At 65.9% G+C, this 23,574-nt stretch carries 22 protein-coding genes and 1 tRNA gene; 7 read left to right on the top strand and 16 right to left on the bottom strand.

Going from position 1 to position 23,574, the window contains the following annotated elements:
- Nucleotides 1-44: 44 nt before the first annotated feature.
- Together AzCIB_RS06500 and AzCIB_RS06505 are read left to right on the top strand one after the other, a co-directional pair.
- Entirely contained in the window at nucleotides 45-2,033 is a 1,989-nt protein-coding gene (locus tag AzCIB_RS06500) for an acetoacetate--CoA ligase (protein ID WP_050418258.1), read from the top strand.
- A 42-nt stretch (nucleotides 2,034-2,075) separates the two neighbouring features.
- Entirely contained in the window at nucleotides 2,076-3,116 is a 1,041-nt protein-coding gene (locus AzCIB_RS06505; protein WP_083446894.1) for a glucokinase, read from the top strand.
- A gap of 16 nt (nucleotides 3,117-3,132) precedes the next feature.
- Here the strand turns inward: AzCIB_RS06505 and AzCIB_RS06510 are convergent, their stop codons facing one another.
- Nucleotides 3,133-4,401, bottom strand: a complete 1,269-nt coding sequence (locus AzCIB_RS06510) for an ABC transporter substrate-binding protein (RefSeq protein WP_083446895.1) — start codon at nucleotides 4,399-4,401, stop codon at nucleotides 3,133-3,135.
- Between the two features lie 93 nt (nucleotides 4,402-4,494).
- Here AzCIB_RS06510 and AzCIB_RS06515 point away from each other — a divergent pair, with 93 nt between their 5' ends.
- The 5 genes from AzCIB_RS06515 (at nucleotide 4,495) to AzCIB_RS06535 (ending at nucleotide 8,767) form a co-directional block, all read left to right on the top strand.
- Nucleotides 4,495-7,083, top strand: a complete 2,589-nt coding sequence (locus tag AzCIB_RS06515) for a response regulator (protein ID WP_232299376.1) — start codon at nucleotides 4,495-4,497, stop codon at nucleotides 7,081-7,083.
- A gap of 132 nt (nucleotides 7,084-7,215) precedes the next feature.
- Complete coding sequence (locus tag AzCIB_RS06520; protein ID WP_050415146.1) at nucleotides 7,216-7,701, top strand: adenosine-specific kinase; 486 nt, start codon at nucleotides 7,216-7,218, stop codon at nucleotides 7,699-7,701.
- A 141-nt stretch (nucleotides 7,702-7,842) separates the two neighbouring features.
- Nucleotides 7,843-8,112, top strand: coding sequence for a site-specific integrase (locus tag AzCIB_RS06525; protein WP_050415147.1), 270 nt, complete (start codon nucleotides 7,843-7,845; stop codon nucleotides 8,110-8,112).
- 41 nt (nucleotides 8,113-8,153) lie between these two features.
- Nucleotides 8,154-8,480 (top strand): type II toxin-antitoxin system RelE/ParE family toxin, encoded by a 327-nt coding sequence (locus AzCIB_RS06530; protein ID WP_050415148.1) that lies wholly within the window; start codon nucleotides 8,154-8,156, stop codon nucleotides 8,478-8,480.
- Complete coding sequence (locus AzCIB_RS06535; RefSeq protein ID WP_050415149.1) at nucleotides 8,477-8,767, top strand: helix-turn-helix domain-containing protein; 291 nt, start codon at nucleotides 8,477-8,479, stop codon at nucleotides 8,765-8,767. The genes AzCIB_RS06530 and AzCIB_RS06535 overlap by 4 nt, the downstream gene beginning before the upstream one ends.
- Nucleotides 8,768-8,908: 141 nt before the next feature.
- Here the strand turns inward: AzCIB_RS06535 and AzCIB_RS06540 are convergent.
- The 15 genes from AzCIB_RS06540 to AzCIB_RS06610 all read right to left on the bottom strand — a co-directional run bounded on the left by AzCIB_RS06540 (nucleotide 8,909) and on the right by AzCIB_RS06610 (nucleotide 23,352).
- A tRNA-Thr gene (locus AzCIB_RS06540) sits at nucleotides 8,909-8,984 on the bottom strand.
- A gap of 10 nt (nucleotides 8,985-8,994) precedes the next feature.
- The gene (locus AzCIB_RS06545) at nucleotides 8,995-10,155 is read right to left on the bottom strand and encodes an HD domain-containing phosphohydrolase (RefSeq protein WP_050415150.1); all 1,161 of its coding nucleotides are present in this window, start codon (nucleotides 10,153-10,155) and stop codon (nucleotides 8,995-8,997) included.
- A 105-nt stretch (nucleotides 10,156-10,260) separates the two neighbouring features.
- On the bottom strand, nucleotides 10,261-11,013 hold the full coding sequence (locus AzCIB_RS06550; RefSeq protein WP_050415151.1) for a Crp/Fnr family transcriptional regulator: 753 nt from the start codon (nucleotides 11,011-11,013) through the stop codon (nucleotides 10,261-10,263).
- 4 nt (nucleotides 11,014-11,017) lie between these two features.
- Nucleotides 11,018-12,883 carry a nitric oxide reductase activation protein NorD gene (locus AzCIB_RS06555; protein WP_050415152.1) on the bottom strand — a complete coding sequence of 622 codons (1,866 nt, stop codon included), beginning with the start codon at nucleotides 12,881-12,883 and terminating at the stop codon, nucleotides 11,018-11,020.
- Nucleotide 12,884: 1 nt separating this feature from the next.
- Nucleotides 12,885-13,925 carry a 4Fe-4S binding protein gene (locus AzCIB_RS06560; protein ID WP_050415153.1) on the bottom strand — a complete coding sequence of 347 codons (1,041 nt, stop codon included), beginning with the start codon at nucleotides 13,923-13,925 and terminating at the stop codon, nucleotides 12,885-12,887.
- A 4-nt stretch (nucleotides 13,926-13,929) separates the two neighbouring features.
- Entirely contained in the window at nucleotides 13,930-14,337 is a 408-nt protein-coding gene (locus AzCIB_RS06565; protein ID WP_050415154.1) for a magnetosome magnetite crystal formation protein family, read from the bottom strand.
- 32 nt (nucleotides 14,338-14,369) lie between these two features.
- Nucleotides 14,370-15,170, bottom strand: a complete 801-nt coding sequence (locus AzCIB_RS06570) for a CbbQ/NirQ/NorQ/GpvN family protein (RefSeq protein ID WP_050415155.1) — start codon at nucleotides 15,168-15,170, stop codon at nucleotides 14,370-14,372.
- Nucleotides 15,167-15,478 carry a cytochrome C oxidase subunit IV family protein gene (locus AzCIB_RS06575; RefSeq protein ID WP_050415156.1) on the bottom strand — a complete coding sequence of 104 codons (312 nt, stop codon included), beginning with the start codon at nucleotides 15,476-15,478 and terminating at the stop codon, nucleotides 15,167-15,169. The genes AzCIB_RS06570 and AzCIB_RS06575 overlap by 4 nt, the downstream gene beginning before the upstream one ends.
- 13 nt (nucleotides 15,479-15,491) lie before the next feature.
- Complete coding sequence (locus AzCIB_RS06580) at nucleotides 15,492-16,088, bottom strand: cytochrome c oxidase subunit 3 family protein (protein WP_198149629.1); 597 nt, start codon at nucleotides 16,086-16,088, stop codon at nucleotides 15,492-15,494.
- Between the two features lie 203 nt (nucleotides 16,089-16,291).
- Nucleotides 16,292-17,674 carry a cbb3-type cytochrome c oxidase subunit I gene (locus tag AzCIB_RS06585; RefSeq protein ID WP_050415158.1) on the bottom strand — a complete coding sequence of 461 codons (1,383 nt, stop codon included), beginning with the start codon at nucleotides 17,672-17,674 and terminating at the stop codon, nucleotides 16,292-16,294.
- Between the two features lie 37 nt (nucleotides 17,675-17,711).
- Nucleotides 17,712-18,137, bottom strand: a complete 426-nt coding sequence (locus tag AzCIB_RS06590) for a c-type cytochrome (RefSeq protein WP_050415159.1) — start codon at nucleotides 18,135-18,137, stop codon at nucleotides 17,712-17,714.
- Nucleotides 18,138-18,360: 223 nt separating this feature from the next.
- Entirely contained in the window at nucleotides 18,361-19,101 is a 741-nt protein-coding gene (locus AzCIB_RS06595; protein WP_050415160.1) for a hypothetical protein, read from the bottom strand.
- A gap of 43 nt (nucleotides 19,102-19,144) precedes the next feature.
- On the bottom strand, nucleotides 19,145-20,701 hold the full coding sequence (locus tag AzCIB_RS06600) for a DUF5666 domain-containing protein (RefSeq protein WP_050415161.1): 1,557 nt from the start codon (nucleotides 20,699-20,701) through the stop codon (nucleotides 19,145-19,147).
- Complete coding sequence (locus AzCIB_RS06605; protein ID WP_050415162.1) at nucleotides 20,698-21,558, bottom strand: DUF6502 family protein; 861 nt, start codon at nucleotides 21,556-21,558, stop codon at nucleotides 20,698-20,700. Before AzCIB_RS06605 ends, AzCIB_RS06600 begins: the two co-directional genes overlap by 4 nt.
- Nucleotides 21,559-21,819: 261 nt before the next feature.
- Nucleotides 21,820-23,352, bottom strand: coding sequence for a fumarate hydratase (locus tag AzCIB_RS06610; protein WP_050415163.1), 1,533 nt, complete (start codon nucleotides 23,350-23,352; stop codon nucleotides 21,820-21,822).
- Between the last annotated feature and the right edge of the window lie 222 nt (nucleotides 23,353-23,574).

A 23,574-nucleotide genomic window follows, 5' to 3' on the forward strand; every position in this document is an offset into this window, starting at 1 on the left:
ACAGGGATAGAATGGAACGACGAGGAAACCGGATGGAGTTTCATATGACCGACAACACCGTTGTTCCGCTTTGGACGCCCTCCGCCGATCGCATCGCCGCCGCGAACGTCACCGCCTTCCGCCTCGCGGCCGAGAAGCGCTGGGGCGTGTCGCTGCCGGACTACGATGCCCTTTACGACTGGTCGATCGCCGCGCCCGAACAGTTCTGGGTCAGCGTCTGGGAGGGTGACAAAACCGGTGGAGGCGTGATCGGCCAGCGTGGCGAGCGCGTCTTGGTCGACGGCGACCGCATGCCCGGCGCGAAGTGGTTTCCCGATGCGCGCCTCAATTTCGCACAAAACCTGCTGCGCTCGCGCGACGCCAAGGACGCGCTCGTCTTCTGGGGCGAGGACCGCGTGCAGAACCGCATGACCCACGGGGAGCTGTATCGCGCCGTCGCGCACTTCGCCGCCGCGCTGCGCGAGCAGGGCGTGCAGAAGGGCGACCGCGTCGCGGCCTACATGCCGAACATGCCCGAGACCGTGATCGCGATGCTCGCGGCGGCCAGCATCGGCGCGATTTTTACCTCCGCGTCGCCGGACTTCGGCGTGCAGGGCGTGCTCGACCGCTTCGGCCAGACCGCGCCGAAAGTGCTCGTCGCCTGCGACGGCTACTTCTACGGTGGCAAGGCCATCGATGTGCTCGGCAAGCTCGGCGACATCGTGCGCCAGCTGCCGTCGGTGAGGCGCGTCGTCGTCGTGCCCTATGTGCATGCCGAACACGACCTCAAGCACGTGCCGCATGCGCTGATGTGGAAGGATTTCGTCACGCCCTTCCACCTCGTCGACGACATCGCCTTCGAGCCGCTGCCCTTCGATCACCCGCTCTACATCATGTACTCGTCCGGTACGACGGGCGTGCCGAAGTGCATCGTGCATTGCGCGGGCGGGGCGCTGCTGCAGCACCTGAAGGAGCACCGCCTGCACGCCGACGTGAAGCCGGGCGACCGCCTGTTCTACTTCACCACCTGCGGCTGGATGATGTGGAACTGGCTGGTGTCAGGTCTGGCCGCGGGCGCGACGCTGCTGCTCTACGACGGCTCGCCCTTCGCGTCCGACAACCAGATCCTCTTCGACTACGCCGACGCCGAGCATATGACGCATTTCGGCACCTCGGCAAAGTTCATCGACGCCGCCGCGAAGTTCAATCTGAAACCGCGCGAGACGCACAAGTTCGCCACGGTGCGCGCAATGATGAGCACCGGCAGCCCGCTGGTGCCGGAAGGTTTCGACTACGTTTATCGCGACATCAAGGCCGACCTGCAGCTGTCGTCGATCTCGGGCGGCACCGATATCATCTCGTGCTTCGTCCTTGGTTCGCCGGTGCTGCCGGTGTGGCGTGGCGAGATCCAGTGCCGCGGCCTGGGCATGGCGGTCGACGTCTGGGACGACGAGGGCCGACCATTGCGCGGAGAGAAGGGCGAGCTTGTGTGCACGAAGCCGTTTCCGGTGATGCCGATCGGCTTCTGGGGCGACGAGGGCGGGGCCAAGTACCACGCCGCCTACTTCGACCGCTTCCCGAACGTGTGGTGTCATGGCGACTTCTGCGAGATCACCGAACATGGCGGGCTGGTCATCCACGGACGCTCGGACGCGACGCTGAACCCCGGCGGCGTGCGCATCGGCACCGCAGAAATCTACCGCCAGGTGGAGCGCCTGCCGGAAGTGGTCGAGTCGCTCGTGATCGGCCAGGACTGGCCGCCGCAGAATCCGAACGACGTACGTGTCGTGCTGTTCGTGAAGCTGCGCGACGGACTGACGCTCGACGACGCGCTCGTCGTCCGCATCCGGCAGACGATCCGCGACAACACCACGCCGCGCCACGTGCCGGCGAAGGTGCTGCAGGTCGCCGACATCCCGCGCACCAAGAGCGGCAAGATCGTGGAACTCGCGGTGCGCAACGTCGTGCATGGCCGGCCGGTGAAGAACCAGGAGGCGCTCGCGAATCCGGAGGCGCTGGCCTTCTTCTGCGACCGGGTCGAACTGGCTGAGTAGCGGCACGCCGTGTCGCAACCGGATCCGGGCAATGGAGTCGGCATGCCGATCGAGCAAGAAACTGATCTGAACCGCGAGTCCGCGCAGGAGTTCGGTGACGGTGCGCGCCTGCTCGCGGACATCGGTGCGACCAATGCGCGTCTTGCGCTCGAGCGTGCCCCCGGCCGCGTCGAGACGATCGGGCTCTTCGATTGCGGCGACTACGCGGGCATCGTCCCCCTCATCCAGTCCTACCTGCGGAAACAGGGCAAGCTCGCCCCGCGCCATGCGGCGATCGCGATCGCCAACCCGATCGATGGCGATTACGTGCAGATGACGAACCGCGACTGGCAGTTCTCCATCGAGGAGACGCGCCGTGAGCTGGACTTCGACACGCTGCTGGTGGTGAACGACTTCAAGGCGCTCGCGATGGCGTTGCCGCGGCTGTCGGCGGACGAGCGCGTGCAGGTGGGCGGCGGCGCGGCCGCACCGGACGGTGTGATCGGGGTGATCGGCCCCGGCACCGGCCTCGGCGTGTCCGGCCTGATTCCCGCCGACGACCGCTGGATCGCGCTGGGCAGCGAAGGCGGCCACACCACGTTTGCGCCCGCCGACGAGCGCGAACTCTTCATCCTGCAGTATGCGTGGCGCGAAAGGCCGCATGTGTCGTCGGAACGGTTCGTGTCCGGCCCCGGGCTGGAGCTGATCCACCGCGCACTCGCCGAGCGCAACGGCGTGGCGGGCGTGCAGCCGCCGAGCGCGGCCGGGATCGTCACGCGTGCGCTGGCGGGCAGCGACCCGTTGTGCGCGGAAGTCGTCGACTGCTTCTGTGCGATGCTGGGCACGGTCGCGTCCGACCTCGCCCTGACGCTCGGCGCGGTTGGCGGCATCTACATCGGCGGCGGTGTCGTGCCGCGGCTGGGAGCACTTTTCCTGCGCTCGCCCTTCCGGCAGCGTTTCGAGGCGAAGGGGCGCTTTGCAGACTACCTCGCGCGCATCCCGACCTACCTGATCACCGCGCCTTACCCGGCCCTGCATGGCGTTTCGGCGATCCTCGGCCACCACCTGCAGGCGGAAACCCGCGCCAGCCCGTTGGTCGATTAGGTGCGTGCCGCGCGCCTCAGCGCTTGACGAGGGGGCAGCCGCCCTCGGCGAGCGGCTTGAAGGCCTCTTCGGCGGGGATGGTCCGCAGGATGCGCAGGTAGTCCCACGGGGTCGTGATCTCGGCGGGCTTTTTCACTTCCATCAGGTAGGTGTCGTGCACCATGCGGCCATCCTCGCGCAGGCGGGCGTTGCGCACGATCGGGTCGCGGATCGGCAGCTCGCGCATCTTCGCGACGACGGTCGTCCCCTTGTCGCTGCCGCTCGCCGCGACGCCCTTGAAATAATGCGTCAGCGCCGAATACACGCCGGCCTGCATGTCGTTGGGCATCGCCCCGGTGCGCGCGCGGAAACGTTCCGACCAGGCGCGCGCCTCGGGGTCGCGGTTCCAGTAGAAGGCGTGCGCGAGCTTGAGCCCCTGGGCGAGTTGCGGCTTCATCAGGTGCACGTCGTTGAGCGTCGTCGCGACCGCCGCGAGCACCGTCTGACCCTTGCTCACGCTCAGCACGTCATAGCTCTGGCGCACGGCGCGGATCATGTCGTCGCCGGCGTTGACCAGCGCGATCGCGTCGGCGCCGGACTGCGCCGCCTGGCGGAGCTGGGCGAAGAGCTGCTCCTGCCCCAGGGTGTGGCGCGCCGCGCCGATCACGTGGCCGCCGTTGGCGGCGATGACCTTCGTCAGGTCGGCCTGCACGTTCTGGCCGAAGGAGTTATCGACGGTGACGAAATACCACGAGCGCGCACCGCGTTGCGTGAGCTCGCGTCCGATCGCGGTCGTGAAGGCATAGCCGTCGTACATCCAGTGGATGCCGGTGGGGGCGCAGGCGGAGCCGGTGAGATCGGAAGTCATCACGCCGTTGTAGAAGACCACCGCCCCGCGCGTGCGGTTGAGCTCCTGCACGGCCAGCGCAGCCGGTGAGGCGACGACGTCGGCGATGACGTCCACGCCTTCCTCGTCCAGCCAGCGGCGCGCGGTCTCGACCGCCCGGACGACATCGTTGCCGTGATCCGCGATGACGAGTCTGATCGGACGGCCGGCGACCTCGCCTCCTGCGTCCTCGACCGCCATCCGTGCGGCGGTCGCTGATCCGTGCCCCGATATGTTGGCGTAGATGGAGCTCATGTCCGCGAGCAGGCCGACCCGCACTTCGCCGTCGGAGATAGTGGCTGACGCCGGCGCAGCGCCGCACGCGATCGCCACGTACGCCGCTGCCGCGAACAAGCGCATCCGGCGCAGCGGGCACGGACGCGGCCGAAGCGGGAAATTGCCGCCGCGCATATTGTCCATCGGGGTGTCCTGAGTGGAAAATGACCGCGATGATAAGAGGGGTTCTACGCAGGCACAACCGCCGGTGTGCCCGTCCGCAAGGGGAAGTTCAGATTGAAGGACCATTCGAAGGGGGCGCAGCGCCTGCCTTTCATCATTTACGGCGTTGCGGTGCTGGCGGGCGTGATGCTGATGATCGGTTTCGCGCGATTCAATACGCTGCACGAGGTCTTCCTTGGCGCGAATTTCAACGCCGTGCATGGCGCGCGCACGCTGCTGAAGGCGCGCTACTTTCTCGGCCATGCGCAGGAGCGTATCGAACGTGCCGGCGACGATGTCCTGAAGCGCAGCCAGCACCTCGCCCACGCCGCAGAGGCGCTCGCACTCGCGGCGAGCTACGGCGCCGAAGGGCAGGACGCGGACCCCGCGCTGCGCCGCTCGCTGTTGAGCCGAATCGCCCCGATCCGCGAGTCGGTTTCGCGCGTGGCGATGCTCGACAGCGCTGCAGCGGACGAACAGCTCGCCGAGGTGGTCCGCGAGGTGCGCCGGCTGGCGGGCGATTTCGAGGCGGCTGAACTCGACCGCTGGGGTGTGCTGTCCTCACTGAATGCGCAGCTCGCCGATCGCATGGACGGCATGCGCCTGATCATTGCCGCAATCGTCGCGGGGTTTGCCCTTCTGATGTGGATGCTCGGCTGGGCGCTGCTGCAGGCGCGCCGGGCCGAGGTCGGCCTGCGACGCGCCAAGGAGGGGCTCGAGGCGGTCCAGCAGACCACCCTGGATGCGGCCGCCGTCGGTATCGCCTACGTGGATACGAGCAATCCCGCCGACCGCCGCATTACGCGGGCCAATCGCCAGATGGCGGCGATCTTCGGCTATTCGGAAGGCGGGTTGATCGGCCTCAGGACGGCGGACCTGTTTCCCGATGCGGGATCCCACGAACAGGTGGCGAGCCGGGCGCTGCCCGGGCTCGTGGCAGGCGAGGTGCTGCGCATGGAAACGCAAATGCGTCGTCGCAGCGGAGAGGTGTTCTGGTGCGCATTGTCGTGCAAGGCGATCGATCCCGACGATTTGGGTCGCGGTGTGGTGTTGGCCTTCGACGACGTCACCGAGCGCAAGACCGCGGAAACCGAGGTGCGCGATGCGCGCGAACGTGCCGAGGCCTGCAGCCGTGCGAAGAGCGACTTCCTCGCCAACATGAGCCATGAGATCCGCACGCCCTTCACGGGCATTCTGGGGGTGCTCGATCTGCTGCGTCACGCGAACCTGACGGAACAGCAGGACCGCTACGTCCGCCTCGCGCACGACAGCGCGCGGCAGTTGCTAGGCATCGTCAACGACATCCTCGACATCTCCCGCATCGAGGCCGGCAAGCTCGTGATCCGGCCGGAGAGCTTCGAACCGCGTTCGCTGTTCGGCGATGTCGCGCTGATCCACGAGGCGGCTGCCGAGCGCAAGAAGCTGCGCTTCAAGATCTCCTGGAGCGGGGACATCCCGCCGCTGCTGCAAGGTGACCCGGTGCGCTTGCGGCAGGTGGTCGACAACCTGCTCGGCAACGCAGTGAAGTTTACCCCCGCCGGCGGGGTGACCCTGAGCGTCGGCTGGTTGCCGACGGATGCCGGCAGAGGGCGTCTCAGGGTGGAGGTGCGTGACACCGGCATCGGGATCGCACGCGAGTGCCAGGAAAGCATCTTCGAGAAGTTCGGGCAGGCCGATTCGTCGACGACGCGCACGTTCGGCGGCAGCGGACTGGGACTCGCGATCTGCCGGCAGCTTGTCGGGCTGATGGGCGGCGAACTGGGCCTCAAAAGCCGCGAGGGCTCGGGCAGCACCTTCTGGTTCGAGCTCCCGCTCGAGCTGGGCGATCCGCAGCCTGCGCCGGTACCGCGAGCCGTGCCGCACGCCGTCGCGGCGCGCCTGGCGGGCGCTCGGGTCGTACTCGCGGACGACGTCGAGATGAGCGTGGAAGTGCTCGGCGAATACCTGCGCGCAGGCGGCTGCGTCGTGCGGTCGGCGCGCAACGGCGACGAGGCCGTCGAATTGGTGCACGAGTGGAAACCCGACTTGGTGCTGATGGACTGCCAGATGCCGGGCACGGACGGCTACGAGGCGACGCGTCGCATCCGCCTGCTCGAGGATTCTGAGCGGCACACGCCGATCATCGCCCTGACGGCGTTCGCAATGAGCGGGGATCGCGACAAGTGCCTCGAGGCCGGGATGGACGACTACCTGTCCAAACCGGTGGAGCGCGACGTGTTGCTCGGGACGCTCGTGAAGTGGTTGCGGTGCGAGGGCGCAGCGCGCTCGGGGCGGGCGGAGTTCGTCGGGCGGGTGCTGCTCGTCGACGACGATCCGGCCATCCGCGAGGCGAGCTGCGGCCTGCTGGAAGCGCTGGGCTGCGAAGTGAAGCTTGCCGCCTCGGGCCACGAAGCCCTTGAGGTCGCACGCGACGATGCGAACCTCGATATTGTGCTGATGGATTGCCGCATGCCCGGCATGGACGGCTGGGAAACGAGTCGCGCGTGGCGCGAGCACGAGCGCGAATTCGGCCAGACGCCCACCGCGATCGTCGCCCTCACGGCCGGCGAACGCGACGAGAACTTCGAGCGTTGCCGCGAGGCGGGAATGGACGACTTCCTCGGCAAACCGTTCTCGCCGGCCGAATTGAGCGGATTGCTAGGGCGCTGGCTCGCCCGGGGGTGAGCGTGCGGACCCACCCGTCGCCGCGCCGCGTCCGGCCCGACCGGGTGCTATGGTGAAGGTGACGGCCGCTCGCACAGGTATCGTTCCGGCATGACGCCGCGGCGCGGCCCCACACAGCGGAGGCGTGACACCATGAATCTGATTCCTGTCAGGATCGACAAACCCGAACCGATCAACGTCATCCTCGGCCAGACGCACTTCATCAAGTCGGTCGAGGATATCCACGAAGCGCTCGTCAATGCGGTGCCCGGCATCCGCTTCGGGCTCGCGTTCTGCGAAGCGTCCGGCGATCGCCTGATCCGCTGGTCGGGCACCGACCAAGCACTGGTATTGCTGGCCCAGACGAACGCGCACGCGATCGGCGCGGGTCACAGCTTCATCGTCTTTCTCGGCGAAGGTTTCTATCCGGTCAATGTCCTCAACGCGATCAAGCAGGTGCCCGAGGTGTGCCGCATCTTCTGTGCGACGTCGAATCCAGTCGAGGTTCTGCTGGCGGAAACGGGGCAGGGGCGCGGGATCATCGGTGTCGTCGACGGTTATCCGCCGCTCGGGATCGAGGACGATGAGAAGATCGAAGCGCGCAAGCTGCTGCTGCGGCAAATCGGCTACAAGCTCTGAGTTTCTGCACATTCGCGCCAGGGCAAACATCAATCCTGGATGACGGTGTGCGCGAGTGGACGTGCAGAAACGAAAAAGCCAAACCGTGAAGGTTGGCTTGAATCGTTGAGTCCGTTGGTGCCGACAATCTGACTCGAACAGATGACCGCTGCTGCCGGTCTTCCTGCGCTCTCTCTGCATGGCCTGCGCCGCTCCATCGGTACGTTGGCCGAATGGGTGGAATGCCCGGTCGGCGTGTCCGCGCAGATCATGGGGCATAAACCGAGTGCCATTGCCGAGAAGCATTACCGCCGCCGGCCGCTCGACCTGTTGCGCCAGTGGCACACGAAGATTGAGGGCTGGATTCTGGAGCAGGCCGGAATCGAGCAGCCGGATTCCTGGCAGTCGACGGGTTTGCGCGTCGTGGCATAGCATCGACTTGCTGTTTATACAAAAATTTATATACTTAGCCCATGAAGCCGATTTCCTTCCGTGGAACTGCGCTCGATGATCTGCGCCAGTTTCCGTTGAATGCACGTCGCGAGGCCGGTTATCAACTCGATCTGGTGCAGCACGGGCAAGAGCCAATCGACTGGAAGCCCATGAACAGCGTAGGACAGGGGGTGAAGGAGATTCGCATACGAGACGCCGACGGCGCGTTTCGCGTGATCTATCTGGCCAAGCTGGCTGATGCCGTGCACGTGTTGCACTGCTTTCAGAAAAAGACGGAAAAGACAGCGGATGCCGACATTGAACTTGCCCGCAAGCGTTACCGGGTACTCATGGGAGAGCAACGATGACGACTCAGACCTTTACCAGCGTGTGGGATGCGATCGAGGATACGCCGCAACAGGTCGCAAGCATGCGGGCCAAGGCTGAACTGATGCGCGCCTTGGAGCAGACGATCCGCCAGCGCGGCATGACGCAGCAGGACGCCGCCGCACTTTTCGGTGTGACCCAGCCGCGAATCTCGGACCTGATGCGCGGCAAGATCAATCTGTTTTCGCTTGATGCGTTGATTGATATGGCAGCGACCGCGGGCCTGTCGCCGCACATCGTATTCGAGAACGAACCGCTTGCTGCTTGACTGAGCTTGTGGGGTCCCAAGAGCCGGACGCAAACGCAGTGCGCGAATTTCGTTCTCTACCAATTCTCTACCGAGTCACAGGGAGAGCATGGAACACGAAAAAGCCAACCCCTGCGAGTTGGCTTAAGTCTCTGAATCCATTGGTGCCGACAATCTGACTCGAACAGATGACCTACCGCTTACAAGGCGGTTGCTCTACCAACTGAGCTATGCCGGCGCGGGCCGGATTATAGCGTAACGCTGGCGTCCTGAAAGCGCTGATAGATCGCTTCGACTTCTTCGCGGCAATGGAGCAGGGCCTGTACCGCAGGTGCATAGAGCTGGGAACCCGACATGCGTTCGATTTCCTCGAAGGCGTTGTCCAGCGTCCAGGCGGGCTTGTAGCTGCGCGCGCAGGCCAGCGCGTCGAAGACGTCGGCGGTAGCGACGATGAGGGCTTCGAGCGGAATCGCGTCGCCGCGGAGGCCATGCGGATAGCCGCTACCGTCCAAGCGTTCGTGGTGCGCGATGACGATGTTGCGCAGCATGTCGATGTTCGACAGGGATGCGAGGCCGAAGTCGTTGATCAGGCGTTCGGCCATCTGCAAGCCGACGATGACGTGCCGGCGCATCTCCTCGCGTTCGGTATCGTCGAGCTTGCCGGGCTTGAGCAGGATGCGGTCGGGCACGCCGACCTTGCCGATGTCGTGCAGGGCGGAAAACAGGAAGATGTTTTCCGCGTAGTCGTCGGTCTTGCCGTGCGCCGGGCCGATTTCGCGTGCGATGAGGCGGGCATAGCGCGCCATGCGGTCGAGGTGGGCGCCGGTTTCGAGGTCGCGCACGTGGGCGAACTGGCTCGCCAGCCTCAGCCCGCCCACCAGCATCTGCACGGTGGCGAGCTCCTGGGTCACGATCATGCCGATGAGATGGCCGTAGAGCAGGAGGTCAGCGACGACCGGGTCCTGAAAGACGTCGCGCTCGCGGGCGTCGAAGAACAGGAAGCCGAGCAGTTGGTCGCCCCGCCGGATCGGCAGCGTGAGGCTGGACTGGAAACCTTCGTTGTGCAGCCAGCGCGAGTGCGTCGTGTCGGACTGCGCCAGCTTGCCGAGGTCGTTGAGCACGCGCGCCTGTCCGCTTTCGGCGATAGCGAGCAGCGAGGGGACGGTGTCGATCGGGCACTCGTAGCCGTTCAGCGGCGTGATCCCCGGCTCGTTGCTGGCGACGAAGGTCTTGAGGCGCCGCATCTCGGGGTCGTAGAGTGCGACGGCGATGCGTGCGATGGCGGGATAGCGTTCGTGGATGCGCTGGTGCAGTTCACGCACCTTGTCGCTGACCGACGCGACGTGCAGGTTTCCGGCCTGCTTGGCGGCGGATGCGGCGAATTCCTGCCAACTGTCGGTGACGCTCATGATGTTGGTTCGCGCGGGAACGGGAATCAATTATCAATTACGGCCCGAGGCGCCGCCAGTACTTTCGACACATCTCCGTGCGTGGCCCTCCGGAACCGGTGCGCTTCAGTAGCGGGCGCCGGTGGTGCGCAGGCGTTCGATGTCCGGGATATGGATCGTGCGCCCCTCGACGACGATCAGGCCAACCTCGGCCAGTTCGTGCAGGATGCGCGAGAAGTGTTCCTGCGTGAGGTTGAGTCGCGAGGCGATCGTGCCCTTGCTGGTCGGCAGGCGGATCGAGACGCGTCCGCACAGGCCCGGTTCGCCGCTGCTTTCCTCCTCGCGCAGCAGGTAGCCGACGATGCGCTCGCGACCGGAGAGCAGGGAGTAGGTCTCGACGTCGGCGATGAGGTGGTGCAGGCGCTGCGACAGCCCGGCGATGATGCGGCGGCAGAACGTGGGATCGCGGTCCATCTCCTCGAACACCACGCTCTTGGCGATGTGCAGCAGCCGGCTATCGCTGAGGGCCTGTGCCATCACGAAGTAGGGCTTCTCCATGAACATCACCGCCTCGCCGAAGCTCTGGCCCGGGCGCATGATCTCGATGACCTTTTCCTGGCCTTCGGCGGAGGTGAAAGCGAGTTTGATCTGGCCGCACAGCACCAGGTGGAAGCCGTGGCAGGGGTCGCCGCGGTGGAACAGCACGGTGCCCTTGTCGACGTTCTGTTCGCGCACGCCGCGCGCGAAGCGGGCAAGTTCGCCGGGGTCGAATCCTTCGAGGAGCGGGACATGGGCGAGCAGACGACACAGGTTCTCGGTGTCCGCGTGCGGCGTCACGGGCAGGCCCGAGCGCTCGCGCAGGCAGTCGGTCAAGGGCATGGCATCACCGCGTGAGTTGGGCGTAGAACATGGGCAAACGCGCCGGCAGTTCTTCCGGCTTGCGGATCACCGCGAAGCCGGCCGGGCCGAAGAGGTGCGGGAGGTAGCCGGCGCCCTCGCGGTCTATCGTCACGCAGAAGGGCACGAGACCGAGCTTGCGCGCCTCGGATACGGCAATGCGCGTGTCCTCGATGCCATAGCGGCCTTCGTAGAGATCCAGGTCGTTGGGCTTGCCGTCCGACAGGATCAGGAGGATGCGCCGCGCGGCGGGCTCGGCGGCGAGGATCTGGCTCGAGCGCCGGATCGCGGCGCCGAGGCGCGTGTAGTAGCCGGGTTTGATCGCGCTGATGCGGCCGCGGATGCGATCATCGAAGCGGTCGCCGAAGTCCTTCAGCCGATGGAAGCGCACCTGGCTGCGTTTTACGGAGGAGAAGCCGGCGATCGCGAAGCGGTCCCCCGTGGCACCAAGCGCCTCGCCGAAGAGCAGCAAGGCGTCGCGGATCACGTCGATGACGCGCGCTTCGCTCGACACCCAGCTGTCCGTGGACAGGGAAAGGTCGGCGAGCACCATGCAGGCGAGATCGCGTTCGCGCTTTTCCAGCGACAGCCAGAGTTGGTCCGAGGGGTGGCGGCCCACGGCGCGGTCCGTCTGCGCGCGCACGACCGCGTCGACGTCGAGCTCGGAGCCGTCGACCTGCGCCTTGATCCAGCGCCGTCCCGGTTGCAGCGCCGCAAACTGCTGGTGCAGGCGCTTGGCGGTGCGGCGAAGGTGCTCAGGCAGCGGGCAGGGCTGGGCATCGCGCGCGGCGAGTTCAGCCAGGCGCACGTGGTCTTCCAGCAGCACGCCCTTGCGGTAATCCCATTCCGGCAGGGGGATGCCAGGGCCGAGCACGATGTCGTCCTCGGCCGCAGAAGGAAGGTCGAGATCGAAGCGCACCTTGGAGGCGACGCGTTCCGTGTCCTGCGTGAGCGACAGGTGGTCGAGGTCGCGCGCCGCATCGGCGGCGTTCGGGTCGGGGTCGTCGTCTGAAGGCCGGTTGATGCGCAGGAACTCAGCGATCGCGAGCAGGCTTTCCGCGCGGAACATCAGCAGCAGGCCGTTCTTTTCCTTCGGCATGTCGACCTGCTCGGCACGGTGGGCGCGGCGCTCGGATTCGTCGAAGGCCGGCGGGCCACCGTCAGCGGTCTGCTCCGGATCGGCGCCGCTGCGGCGCGTCGCGCCTCCCGTTGCGGCCAGCGATCCGGTGAGCCACAGCAGCACGGGGTGAGCCGGCGGCGTGCCCTGCGCCACGGCCGGGAGCGCGAACACGGTGCCCGGCGCTTCCAGCGCGCGCCGGATCGCGCGTTCGCGCTCGGCCTCCTGCGGCGGCAACTTCTCGGGCTTGGGGCGCTTCGGCAGATAGGCCTCGACCAGCCGCCGGTAGCGCGGCGCAAGCCCGGGCCACGCATGCAGTGCGGCGCAGGTCGCGAACTGGTTGCGGCGGAAGTCCCGGTCGGCTTCGTCGTCGCCTTCGGCGGCGAGGCCTTCGTGCGCGGCGGCGAGCGCAGCGAGCCACAGGTAGAGATCGCGGTTCAGCGATTTCTCCGGGAAGGCGTCGATCTCCGGCGGCAGCCGCAGCGTAGACGGGTCCATGCGCGCCCGCGCCGCGCGGTCGCCGGCGCCGGCGATGCGGGCGAGCAGGCCGCGCCGCGCACCATGCTCGTCGTTGGTTGCCGCGGCAACGCGCAGGCCCGGATCGCCCCCCAGCGCGCGGAAGAACACGCCCGCCGTGCGTTCGATGTCCTTGAGCCGTACGACCGCGTCGGGGTGGTTGCCGACCGCGGCGCGGGTGATCAGACGGTGCCAGATCTTGCCTACGGCTTCTTCCATGCTAGCGTTCCTTGCCGGAGCGGAATCCGGCCTCGTTCTGGCGTGCGGCTTCGTTGCTGACCCACTGCAACAGCGGGCCCTGCGGGTTGTTGCGCTGGCTCTGCTCACAAGCCTCGACGCACTGCGCGCACTGCGTGCAGGTGAACATCAGGCGCTTGATGTTGCGCGGCGTGAGCCGCATCGGGCACACGGCATCGCAGGCCGACTGCCGGTCCGGCAGGCAGCTCGCACAGTCGGCGGCGCGCTTGCGCTGGAAGCCGACGACCATCGCCTTGCGGTTGCCCATCCACGCCAGGCTCTGGAACAGGCCGACCGCGCAGGCATAGCGGCAGAACAGGTGCCGTGCGAACAGGAATTCGATCGACAGCGCCGCGGTGCCGGCCGTGAGGAAGATCCTCTGGTTGCGCGTGAGCTCGCCGCCGAAGAGATTGCCGTAGATCTCCGCCGGCGGCAGCAGATAGGTCAGGAACACCACCGACCACAGGAAGGCGAAGAACACCGCCGCCGGCACGACGACCAGCCACCAGCGAGCGTCCGCGCGCCACGGCGTGCCGTCCGCCTTCCAAGGCGGAAGCGGTTCCTTGACCCACACGCTGGGCTTGCCCGAGGCCTTCTGCATCAGCTTGTTGATCGTCTCGACGACCGAGAAGTGCGGGCACAGCCAGCCGCAGTACAGGCGCCCCCATTTCCACGACACCCACAGGAAGGCCGCTGCGCCGACGAGGATGGGGACGAACAGCCGCAACATGACGTTCGCACCCGCTTCGAACGCGCCGATGCGCCCGGCGAGGAAGTCGTCCATGCCCAGCCGCCATTCCATGCCGAGCAGCCATGCGTGGCCCGCGTCGAGGTCATAGCGGAGGATGTCGAACACCGGGGCGAGGATGAACAGCGTGAAGAAGGCGACCTGGAAGGCGATGCGCTTCTTCTGCGTGCGGTTATGGCCCATCGGCTTCGCGCTCGCGATGGGGATCACGCGCCGGGCGGGTTTCGCCTCGACGTCGGGATTCGCGGACAGCAGGGAGGGAAGCGGGGCGTTCATGGACTTACTCGTAGAGATCCGGGCCGATGAAGGGGTACTGCCAGCTGCGGCCGAGAATCGCGTGATTCAGTCCGACGACGCCGAAGATCACCAGCGTGGCGTGAAACGAAACGAAGTAGAGAATGCCGAGCACCCACGACCACGGATCGTCGAATCCCCCGAGCAGGAAGATCCCGACGCTGACGCCGACCAGCATCGCGCCGCCGTAGATGCTCGCGACGACCGTCTGCTGCAGGTGGTTGCGCACCACCAGCGGCGCGCTGTCGCGATGGCGGCGCCACAGCACCAGCAACGCGAGGAAGGCCAGTCCGGGCGCGATCAGCAGGTTCGCAAGGAACAGCGCCTCGGCGAGGATCGCAAGGCGCGGGCCGGGCATCTGCTCCTTGAGGAGATCGGGTTCCTGGTCGGACATGGGTCTTTGGGCCGAATGACCTGGGGAGGGTGTCAGCGCCCGAAGGTGGCTGACACAACCTCCATCAGGGCGTCGGCGACTTCGGGGTCGTCGGTCAGGCTCTCGACGATCGCCGCGCGGCAGGCGGTCACCGGGTCCATGCCGTCGCGCACGAGCAGTGCCGCATACACCAGCAGGCGCGTGCTCGCGGCTTCTTCGAGGTCCTGGTCCTTGAGCGTGCGCAGCGCATGCGCGATCGACACGAGGCGTTTCGCGAGATCCGGGGCGCAGCGCGATTCGCCGACGAGGATGGCTTCCTCGCGCTCGGTGGCGGGGAAATCGAAGCGCAGGCTCACGAAGCGCTGCCGCGTCGATGGCTTCATGCCCTTCAGCAGGTTCTGGTAGCCCGGGTTGTACGACACCACCAGCATGAAGGAGGGCGGCGCGGCGAGCAGTTCGCCGGTGCGGTCGATCGGGAGGATGCGGCGGTCGTCGGCGAGCGGGTGCAGCACCACGGTCGTGTCCTTGCGCGCCTCGACGACCTCGTCGAGGTAGCAGATACCGCCCTCGCGCACCGCGCGGGTCAGCGGGCCGTCGCACCACACGGTCTGGCCGTCGCCGATCAGATGGCGGCCGACGAGGTCGGCCGCGGTCAGGTCATCGTGGCAGGCCACCGTGTACAGCGGCAGACCCAGGCGCGCGGCCATGTGCGCGATGAAGCGCGTCTTGCCGCAGCCCGTCGGGCCCTTGATGAGCAGCGGCAGGCGGTTCTTCCACGCATGCTCGAAGACGTCGATTTCGTCGCCGGCGGGCTGGTAGAAGGGAACGTCGAGGTGGGGCGTATCGAGCATCATGCGGCGAGTCCTTTCCAGTAGGCAATGCCGATCAGGGCGCAGACGAGCGTCATCCAGCCGAGCGCGAGCACCGGCCACATCAGCGGGGCGCGGCGCAGCGCCATGTAGTCGAGGATGATCAGGGCGCCCTTGCCGAACGCGATCGCGAACAGCAGGCCGACGACGGCGGGGCCGGAACCTCCGTTCTCGCCCACGCTCCAGGTCACGATGGTTGCCGCGATGAGCACGACCCAGATCACAGTGGCGCGCAACGGCGTGCCGTGATCGGAGTGTTGTAGGGCGCGGGCGGAAGATTCTTGGGTTTGCATCGTCTCGTACCTCTCAGCGCATCACATAGACCAGCGGAAACAGGATCAACCACACCAGATCCACCATGTGCCAGTACGCAGCACCCGTCTCGATTCCGTTCATGTTGTCCGGGCCGTAGCGCCCCCTGCGCGCGTTGTTCCACAGGGCCGCCAGGATCACCAGCCCCAGGATCACGTGCATGAAATGGAAGAAGGTCAGCACCAGGTAAAACATGTGGAAGGTGCTCGACGACAGGCTCACGCCGGCCTCGAACTTTGCCGCGTATTCGAACAGCTTCACGACGACGAAGCCCGCGCCGCACGCGAAGCCCCCGGCGATCCACGTCGCCGCGCGGCGCCCCTGTCCGGCTTCCGCCGCCTGCACCGCGCGCACCACGAGGTAGCTCGAAGTCAGCAGCAGGATCGTGTTGATCGCCCCGGCATTGCGGTCCAGCGCCATCTGTTGCTCGTTGAACAGCTCGACGTTGTTCGCACGCGCGAACGCATAGACGATGAAGAAAGCGCCGAAGGCGAGCAGTTCGGCGAGGATGAAGAACCAGATCGCCAGGTCGCCGGGCAGGCGCCGGGCGGGGCTGTCGGAAGTGACGGCCGGGAGGGCAGACGGGCTCACGAGTGTTTGGACGCATGTATTCATGTGTCCCAGTCTACGAAGGGGAGGTGCGCCGAACCTTGATTCCGGTTAACTCCCGGACTTGGCGCCACAAAGAGGTGGGGAAAAAAGCCCAAGTGCCCCGCAACAATAAAAAAGGGGCGGCCGAAGCCGCCCCGGAATCGCTTCACCAGCCCCGCGGAGGGCCGGAAGCGAGTGATCCATCAAGCATGGATCAGGGGTTTGCTCTCGCCCTTGACGAAGAAGCTCGCAAGGTAGGTCACGAGGCCCGCTGCGAACACCACACCGGCCCACAGGCGCATCCAGTAGAACAGCGCGATCTGGTCCTGCACCGCCATGAAGGACATCGGGGTGTCGGACACGCGCTGCAGCCACACTTGCAGGATGCCGGCGGCGGTGAGGAACAGGGTGATGAAGACCATCGAGATCGTCATCAGCCAGAACGCCCACATCTCGCACACCTGCGAACGCTCGCTGTTGGCGGCACGACCGCGCAGCAGCGGCATCGCGTAGCTGATGATCGTCAGCACCACCAGCACGTAGGCGCCGTAGAAGGCCATGTGGCCGTGGGCTGCGGTGATCTGCGAACCGTGCGTGTAGTAGTTGACCGGAGCCAGGGTGTGCAGGAAGCCCCACACGCCAGCGCCGAGGAAGGCCATCACGCCGGTACCCAGCGCCCACAGCACGGCAGCCTTGTTCGGATGCTCGCGGCGGCGACGGTTAACCATGTTGAACGCGAAGACGGTCATGGCGAAGAACGGGATCGGTTCCAGGGCCGAGAAGATCGAGCCCAGCCACTGCCAGTATTCCGGCGTGCCGATCCAGAAGTAGTGGTGGCCGGTACCGATCAGGCCGGTGACGAGCGCCAGGGTGATGATGACGTACAGCCACTTCTCGATCACTTCACGGTCGACGCCGGTCACCTTGATCAGCACGAAGGCAAGGATGGCGGCCATGATCAGTTCCCACACGCCTTCCACCCAGAGGTGCACAACCCACCACCAGTAGAACTTGTCCTTGACCAGGTTGCCCGGGTTGTAGAACGAGAACAGGAAGAAGATCGCCAGACCCCACAGGCCCATCAGCAGCACGATGCTGATGACGGTCTTGCGGCCCTTCAGCATGGTCATGGTGATGTTGAACAGGAAGGCCAGCGCCACGATCACGATGCCGACCTTGGTGATCAGCGGCTGCTCCAGAAACTCCCGTCCCATCGTCGCGAGGAGGTTGTTGCCCGTCATCTCGGCGAGCGTCGAATACGGCACCAGCAGGTAGCCGAGGATCGTCGCCGCACCCGCGATCAGGAAGATCCAGAACATCAGCAGTGCGAGTTTCGGGCTATACAGCTCCGTTTCCGCCTCCTCGGGAATGAGGAAGTAGGTGGCGCCCATGAAGCCGAACAGCAGCCACACGATGAGCAGGTTGGTGTGCACCATCCGCGCTACGTTGAACGGGATTTCCGGGAAGAGGAAATCGCCGACGACGTACTGCAGACCCATTGCCAGGCCGAAGATGATCTGGCCGACGAACAGTCCGATGGCTGCTATGAAGTACGGCAGCGCAACCGATTGAGATGAATATTTCATAGTTATGAATTCCCTTGGAGTTGTCGATTCGCTGCGCTCAGCCCTCGATGTTGGGAGGCCATTTCTGGGTGTTGATCTCCGAGCTGTACTTCAGGAAGGCGACCATGTCGTCGAGTTCCTGCTCGGTCAGATTGAAGTTCGGCATCTGGCGGCGTCCGGGCGTGCCGGTCGGCTGCGACTTGATCCATGCCTTGATGAACTCGGGACCGCGACGCTGGTACACGTTGCCCAGCTCCGGCGCAAAGTACGCACCTTCGCCCAGCAGCGTGTGGCAGCCGATGCAGTTGCGTGTTTCCCAGATGTGCTTGCCGCGCAGGACAGACTCCGTCAGGTTCGCACGGTTGTCGGATTTCGGCAGACCGCCCATGGTGTCGAACGTCAATGCCACCAATAGCAGAAAGAAGAACACTGTCCCGCCGTAAAAGATGTTGCGGGCCATCGCCTTAGTGAATGTGCCGCTCATGGTTTGTCCCTCATTGTTTTGTCATGCATCCGAGTGATTGAGAAATAACCCGAAGGTTGGACGCATTCTGGGCAGCGCGCGGTGGTTGCTCCATGATTTGAATCAATTTCGGGAATTGGGCCGACTTACTCTCTCAAGGAAAAGAAAACGGGGCCGGAATCGGAAGGGAGGAGATCTCCTCTCGCGATTCCGGCCCCGCGGGCCGATCCAAACCGAAGAACGGTCAGTACGTGTAGCCGACCATCACGCCGCCGCCCCAGTCCGGGCTGTTGTCGGAAAACCCTTTCACGCCATACACCTGCAGCTTCCACTGGGTGCTCAGTTTCTGGCTCAGGAACAGCGAGGCCTCGCGGATCGGGTCGCCGGAGGATCGCAGCCGCGCGCGCCAGTCGTAGGCTGCGCCGACGGTGGTCGTCGGCCCGAGCTTGGTGCCGATGCCGAGGGAAGCGTAGAAAGGATTGCGCAGCTCCGAATTGCCCATGTCTTTCCACCCGACGGTGCCGAAGGCGGTTACAGGACCGAAGGCCTTCGCGGCGTCGAACTGCAGCGCGTAGTCGGTCTTGTTGTTGCCCAGGCACTTGCTTTCCGCGGTCGGCATCTTCAACTTTGCCACCGCGTCGAGCAGCAGGCCGTTCGCACTGCCGTCCAGCAGGTTGTAACCGGCGCTCGCCGTGATGTCGCCGAGCCCGGTCTCGGTGCCGGAGCAGTCGGTGCCCTGGATCGGGTCGCCGTCCGGGCTCACCACCGCGTTCGAGACGCGCAGGTACGGAATGGTCGCCTTGTAGGTCATGCGGCCGGTTTCGTACTTCACCGCGATCGGCACATACCAGGTTTCGCTCGTCGTGCTCGTGCCGTAGTCGCCGGTCGAATAATCCAGTCCGGTCGTGACATTCAATTCTCCGGTGCCGGCGGCGAGGGCGCTGCCGGACAGCAGCAGGGCCGGCAGGATGCGCTTATGCTTCATTCGACTCTTCCTCCGCGTTGGGGTGTCGTGTCCCGGTAGTGCTTCAGTCATGTTCGGGGCGTTCGATGCGTTCCGGTCTTTCAAGCTTCTCGGGCCGTTCCAGGCGCTCGATGCGTTCCGGCCGTTCGATTCGTTCGGTGCGTTCGATACGCTCGATCCGGCCGCTGCCGTCGAAGCGCTCGATGCGTTGGCGGGTTTCGATGCGGTCGCCCGAGGTACGCGTCTCGATGCGTTCGCGCAACAGCAGGTCGCCGCTCGGGCTCACCTCCGTGCGTTCGATCCGCTCGCGTTCAACTTCGCCCGTGGGCGACAGCTCGCGCTCGATGCGCTCGCGTCCCGATCCGTCGTCGGTTTCGATGCGGATCCGTTTGTCGTCGATCTCCGTCCGCGTCTTGCCAGAACCGTGTTCCTTTTCGCCCTCGCCCTCGCCCTCGCCCTCGCCCTCGTCCTCGCCGTTGCCGGATTTCTTTCCGGATCGCGAACCGTCGTGGCCTTCGCCGGCCCCGAAGCCGTCGCGCACGACCTCGATGCGGGCAGCCTTGACCTTGCGCTCGCCGGTGAAGCTGCCTTGCACCCGGACACGCATGTCCTTTTCCAGCGTGCCAGCCGCGCCCTCCGAGAATTCGGTGGCTTCCGCCAGTTCCACTTCGAAACCGCTGATATCCATCCGGTTGCCGCTGCGCTCGAACACCAAGCCTTCCACGATCGCGTTGCGCACGCGCCCGGCGAAGGGAATCGTCGGATTAGTCCTTGCCTGCGTCACCGCCAGCGCACGTCCTGTCCATGTGCCGCGTACCAGCGACTCCGCATTGCCCCGGGCGTCGCCGCTCAGCGCCATTCCGTGCAGCGTTCCGTCGCCGCCGCGCGTTCCGATCGCGCTCGCCTCGCGCAACTGTGGTGCCCGTTCGACGCGGGTTGCAACGACCTCGCCGGACGCATTGCGGAATCCGCTCACCCGCACCATCTCGCCGGCGCGCAGGCCCGCCTCGACCTTCGCCCCTGACGCAAGCTGCACCGGCTGACCCATCACGCGCAGCGGCTCGGCGCCCTTGCGCGCAGCGGTCACGGGGCCTTCGTAGGCGTGAACGATCGCGATGCTGCGTGCTTCCAGTCCGCGCGGCGAAGTACCGGCCTCCACGGCGACGACCTGTCCCACGGCAAGGCGCGACACGGTGCCGCCGATGCCGTTTTCGGTCACCGGAACGGCCTCGTCGTAATGCACCTCCACACCGTTCACGCAAATCGACGCGAAGCCGGTGATCGTCCCGACGATGCCCGTGCCACCGGTTCCGCCTTCGCGGGCAGGGGCTCCCGTGCCGCCGATCCCTCCCTGCGCGAGCGGCGCGCCCGTGCCTCCGATTCCCGATGCCACCGGCGCGCCCGTGCCGCCGATGCCCGATGCGGCAGGTGCGCCGGTCCCGCCGATGCCGGACGCCGGCGACCCGGTGCCGCCGATCCCGCCCTCGCGCCGGGGCGCGCCCGTACCACCGATGCCGCCCGGGTCCACGCACACCGGTGCGGCAACCGCCGGGACAACGCCGCACAGCGCGAGCGCGAGGCCCGCCACTAGCCGGCTCAGTGGGTGGAAGCGATTACTCATGACGGGGATGTTGGCGAGGCGTTGCCGGACGGGCCGGTGCCCGAATTCGCCTCGCTGTAGAAATACAGGCCGATCGTGACCCGCTGTCGTGCATCGGGGGCTTGAGCGTCCTGTGCTTCGAGGTCCGAGGCCAGCGTATTGAACGCGAGCAGCGCCTGCATCCCTTCGCTTGCGACCGCGTCGCGCAGGTGTGCGATGCTGGCCAAGGACAAGGCGTCGTAATGTACGCTGCGTTCGAAATACGGCGGGCCGTCGGCAGTCAGGTTATGCACTGCCGCACAGGCATGGTCATGTACGTTGTGGCCGAAATAGGCCGCCTTCTCGTCGAAGCCCTTCTGCGGAATGAAGGCCGTAGTCTCAAGATGCACGCGGTCATGATCATCCATGCGCGCGATTCCGAGCCGCAGCCATTCGTCGAGCACCACGCGCGCCCGGATGTCCTTGCTGACGCGCGCGACGAGCGCATCGAAGGAGCATTCTCCGCCGGTGCTGGCGAGCCGCGGCAAGGGCGCGGGCTCGCCCGGCCGCGTGCAGAACGGCGCGGTGGTCTGCCAGGTGCTCACGAGGTGGGCTCCCAAGGATATGGCTGCGGGCAGGTCGTCCGCCACATCCTCACGCTGGCCGCGCAGACGCTTGACGTCCTTGCGATGCACACCGGTCAGGAGGCTGATCCTGCTGTCGCTCGGCGCGTTGGCGTCGAGGCGGAACTCCTGCTCCGCCACCTCCACGAAAACGCCCTTGAGCATGTCCGAAAAATAAGTATAGGTCACCCCCTTGCGCAGCATCAGCCGCACCAGCGGCCGCATCACGCGTCGGAGCGCGTGCAGCAGCGAAGTCGGCGGGGCGGGGGAATGCATGAGGGTGTTTCTTCCGGGGGCAGTAGCTCACATTCTAACTAGACGTGGGAAAAAATTCCATGCAATCCGCCGGGACCTGCTCAGTCGTGCTCGCGACGTTCCATCCGCTTAGGTGATGGTCCTGAGGCGTCGGCGCCCTTGAAGGTCAAGCGTGTGAGGGCGCGCAGCCATTGCGGGAGGTGCGTCGTGCGGATCCCGCGGGCGAAAAAAAGCCCGGCCGGGTAAACGGCCGGGCTTGCGGTGCCTCTGCCTGCGCGCGGATCAGGCGGTGGCGAGCGGGATCTTGCCGATCTTCACCTGCCACTCCTTCGGGCCGGTGTTGTGCACGCTGGTGCCGTTCGAGTCGACCGCGACCGTCACCGGCATGTCCTGCACGTCGAACTCGTAGATCGCCTCCATGCCCAGATCGGCGAAACCGACGACCTTCGCGCTCTTGATCGCCTTCGCGACAAGGTATGCGGCACCGCCGACCGCCATCAGGTAGGCCGACTTGTTGTCGCGGATCGCGTCGATCGCCGTGGGGCCGCGCTCGGCCTTGCCGACCATGGAGATCAGGCCGGTCTGTTCGAGCATCATGCGCGTGAACTTGTCCATCCGCGTCGCAGTGGTCGGGCCGGCGGGGCCGACGACTTCATCGCGCACCGGATCGACCGGGCCGACGTAGTAGATCACGCGGTTGGTGAAGTCGACCGGCAGCTTTTCGCCCTTCGCCAGCATGTCCTGGATGCGCTTGTGCGCAGCGTCGCGGCCCGTCAGCATCTTGCCGTTGAGCAGCAGCACCTGGCCCGGCTTCCACGACGCGACTTCTTCCTTCGTCAGCGTATCGAGGTTCACGCGCGTGGCGACCTTGGTATCGGCCTGCCAGGTCACGTCCGGCCAGTCTTCCAGCTTCGGCGCTTCCAGCTTCGCCGGACCCGAGCCGTCCAGCTCGAAGTGCACGTGGCGGGTCGCCGCACAGTTCGGGATCATCGCCACCGGCAGGCTCGCCGCGTGCGTCGGGTAGTCGAGGATCTTGACGTCCAGCACGGTCGTCAGGCCGCCCAGGCCCTGCGCGCCGATGCCCAGCGCGTTGACCTTCTCGAACAGTTCGAGACGCAGCTCTTCGGCGCGCGTGAGCGTTGCCCCGGAAGCGGCCTTGTCCTTCAATTCGTGGATGTCGACCGGCGCCATCAGCGATTCCTTCGCCAGCAGCATCGCCTTTTCCGGCGTGCCGCCGATGCCGATGCCGAGGATGCCCGGCGGACACCAGCCGGCGCCCATCGTCGGCACGGTCTTCAGCACCCAGTCGACGATCGAATCGGACGGGTTCAGCGCGTAGAACTTGGTCTTGTTCTCCGAGCCGCCGCCCTTGGCCGCACAGATCACTTCGACGTGATCGCCCGGGACGATCTCGTAATGCACCACCGCGGGGGTGTTGTCCTTGCTGTTCTGGCGCTTGCCGGCCGGATCGAGCAGCACGGAGGCGCGCAGCTTGTTGTCGACGTTGGTGTAGGCGCGGCGCACGCCCTCGTTGACCATTTCCTGGACGCTCATCTTCGCGTCCCACTGCACGTTCATGCCCACCTTGAGGAAGACCACGGCGATGCCGGTATCCTGGCAGATCGGGCGATGGCCTTCGGCACACATACGCGAATTGGTCAGGATCTGCGCGATCGCGTCCTTCGCCGCGGGGCTCTCCTCACGCTTCCAGGCCTCGCCGAGGGCCTTGATGTAGTCGAGCGGGTGGTAGTAGCTGATGTACTGGAAGGCATCCGCGACGGACTGGATCAGGTCTTCTTCGCGAATCACGGTCATGGCGCATCTCCTGGTAAGGCCGGGTCATTCGGTAGGGCCGCAATTCTAGCAGTCCGCGGCCGGCGACGTCCCACCGGAATGGGCAGTGTTCCACGGTATGGGGGTGTAAGTCCTGTGTAAGATACAAAGCCTTAAATGCCGACCAGATCGCGAAGGCAGCATTTTCAGCGAACGATAAATAAGACCGGCTCGACCGGTCGGCCCAGCAGGGCGCTTCAATTA

This window comes from Azoarcus sp. CIB (assembly GCF_001190925.1).
In the GTDB taxonomy this organism is placed as follows: Bacteria; Pseudomonadota; Gammaproteobacteria; order Burkholderiales; family Rhodocyclaceae; genus Aromatoleum.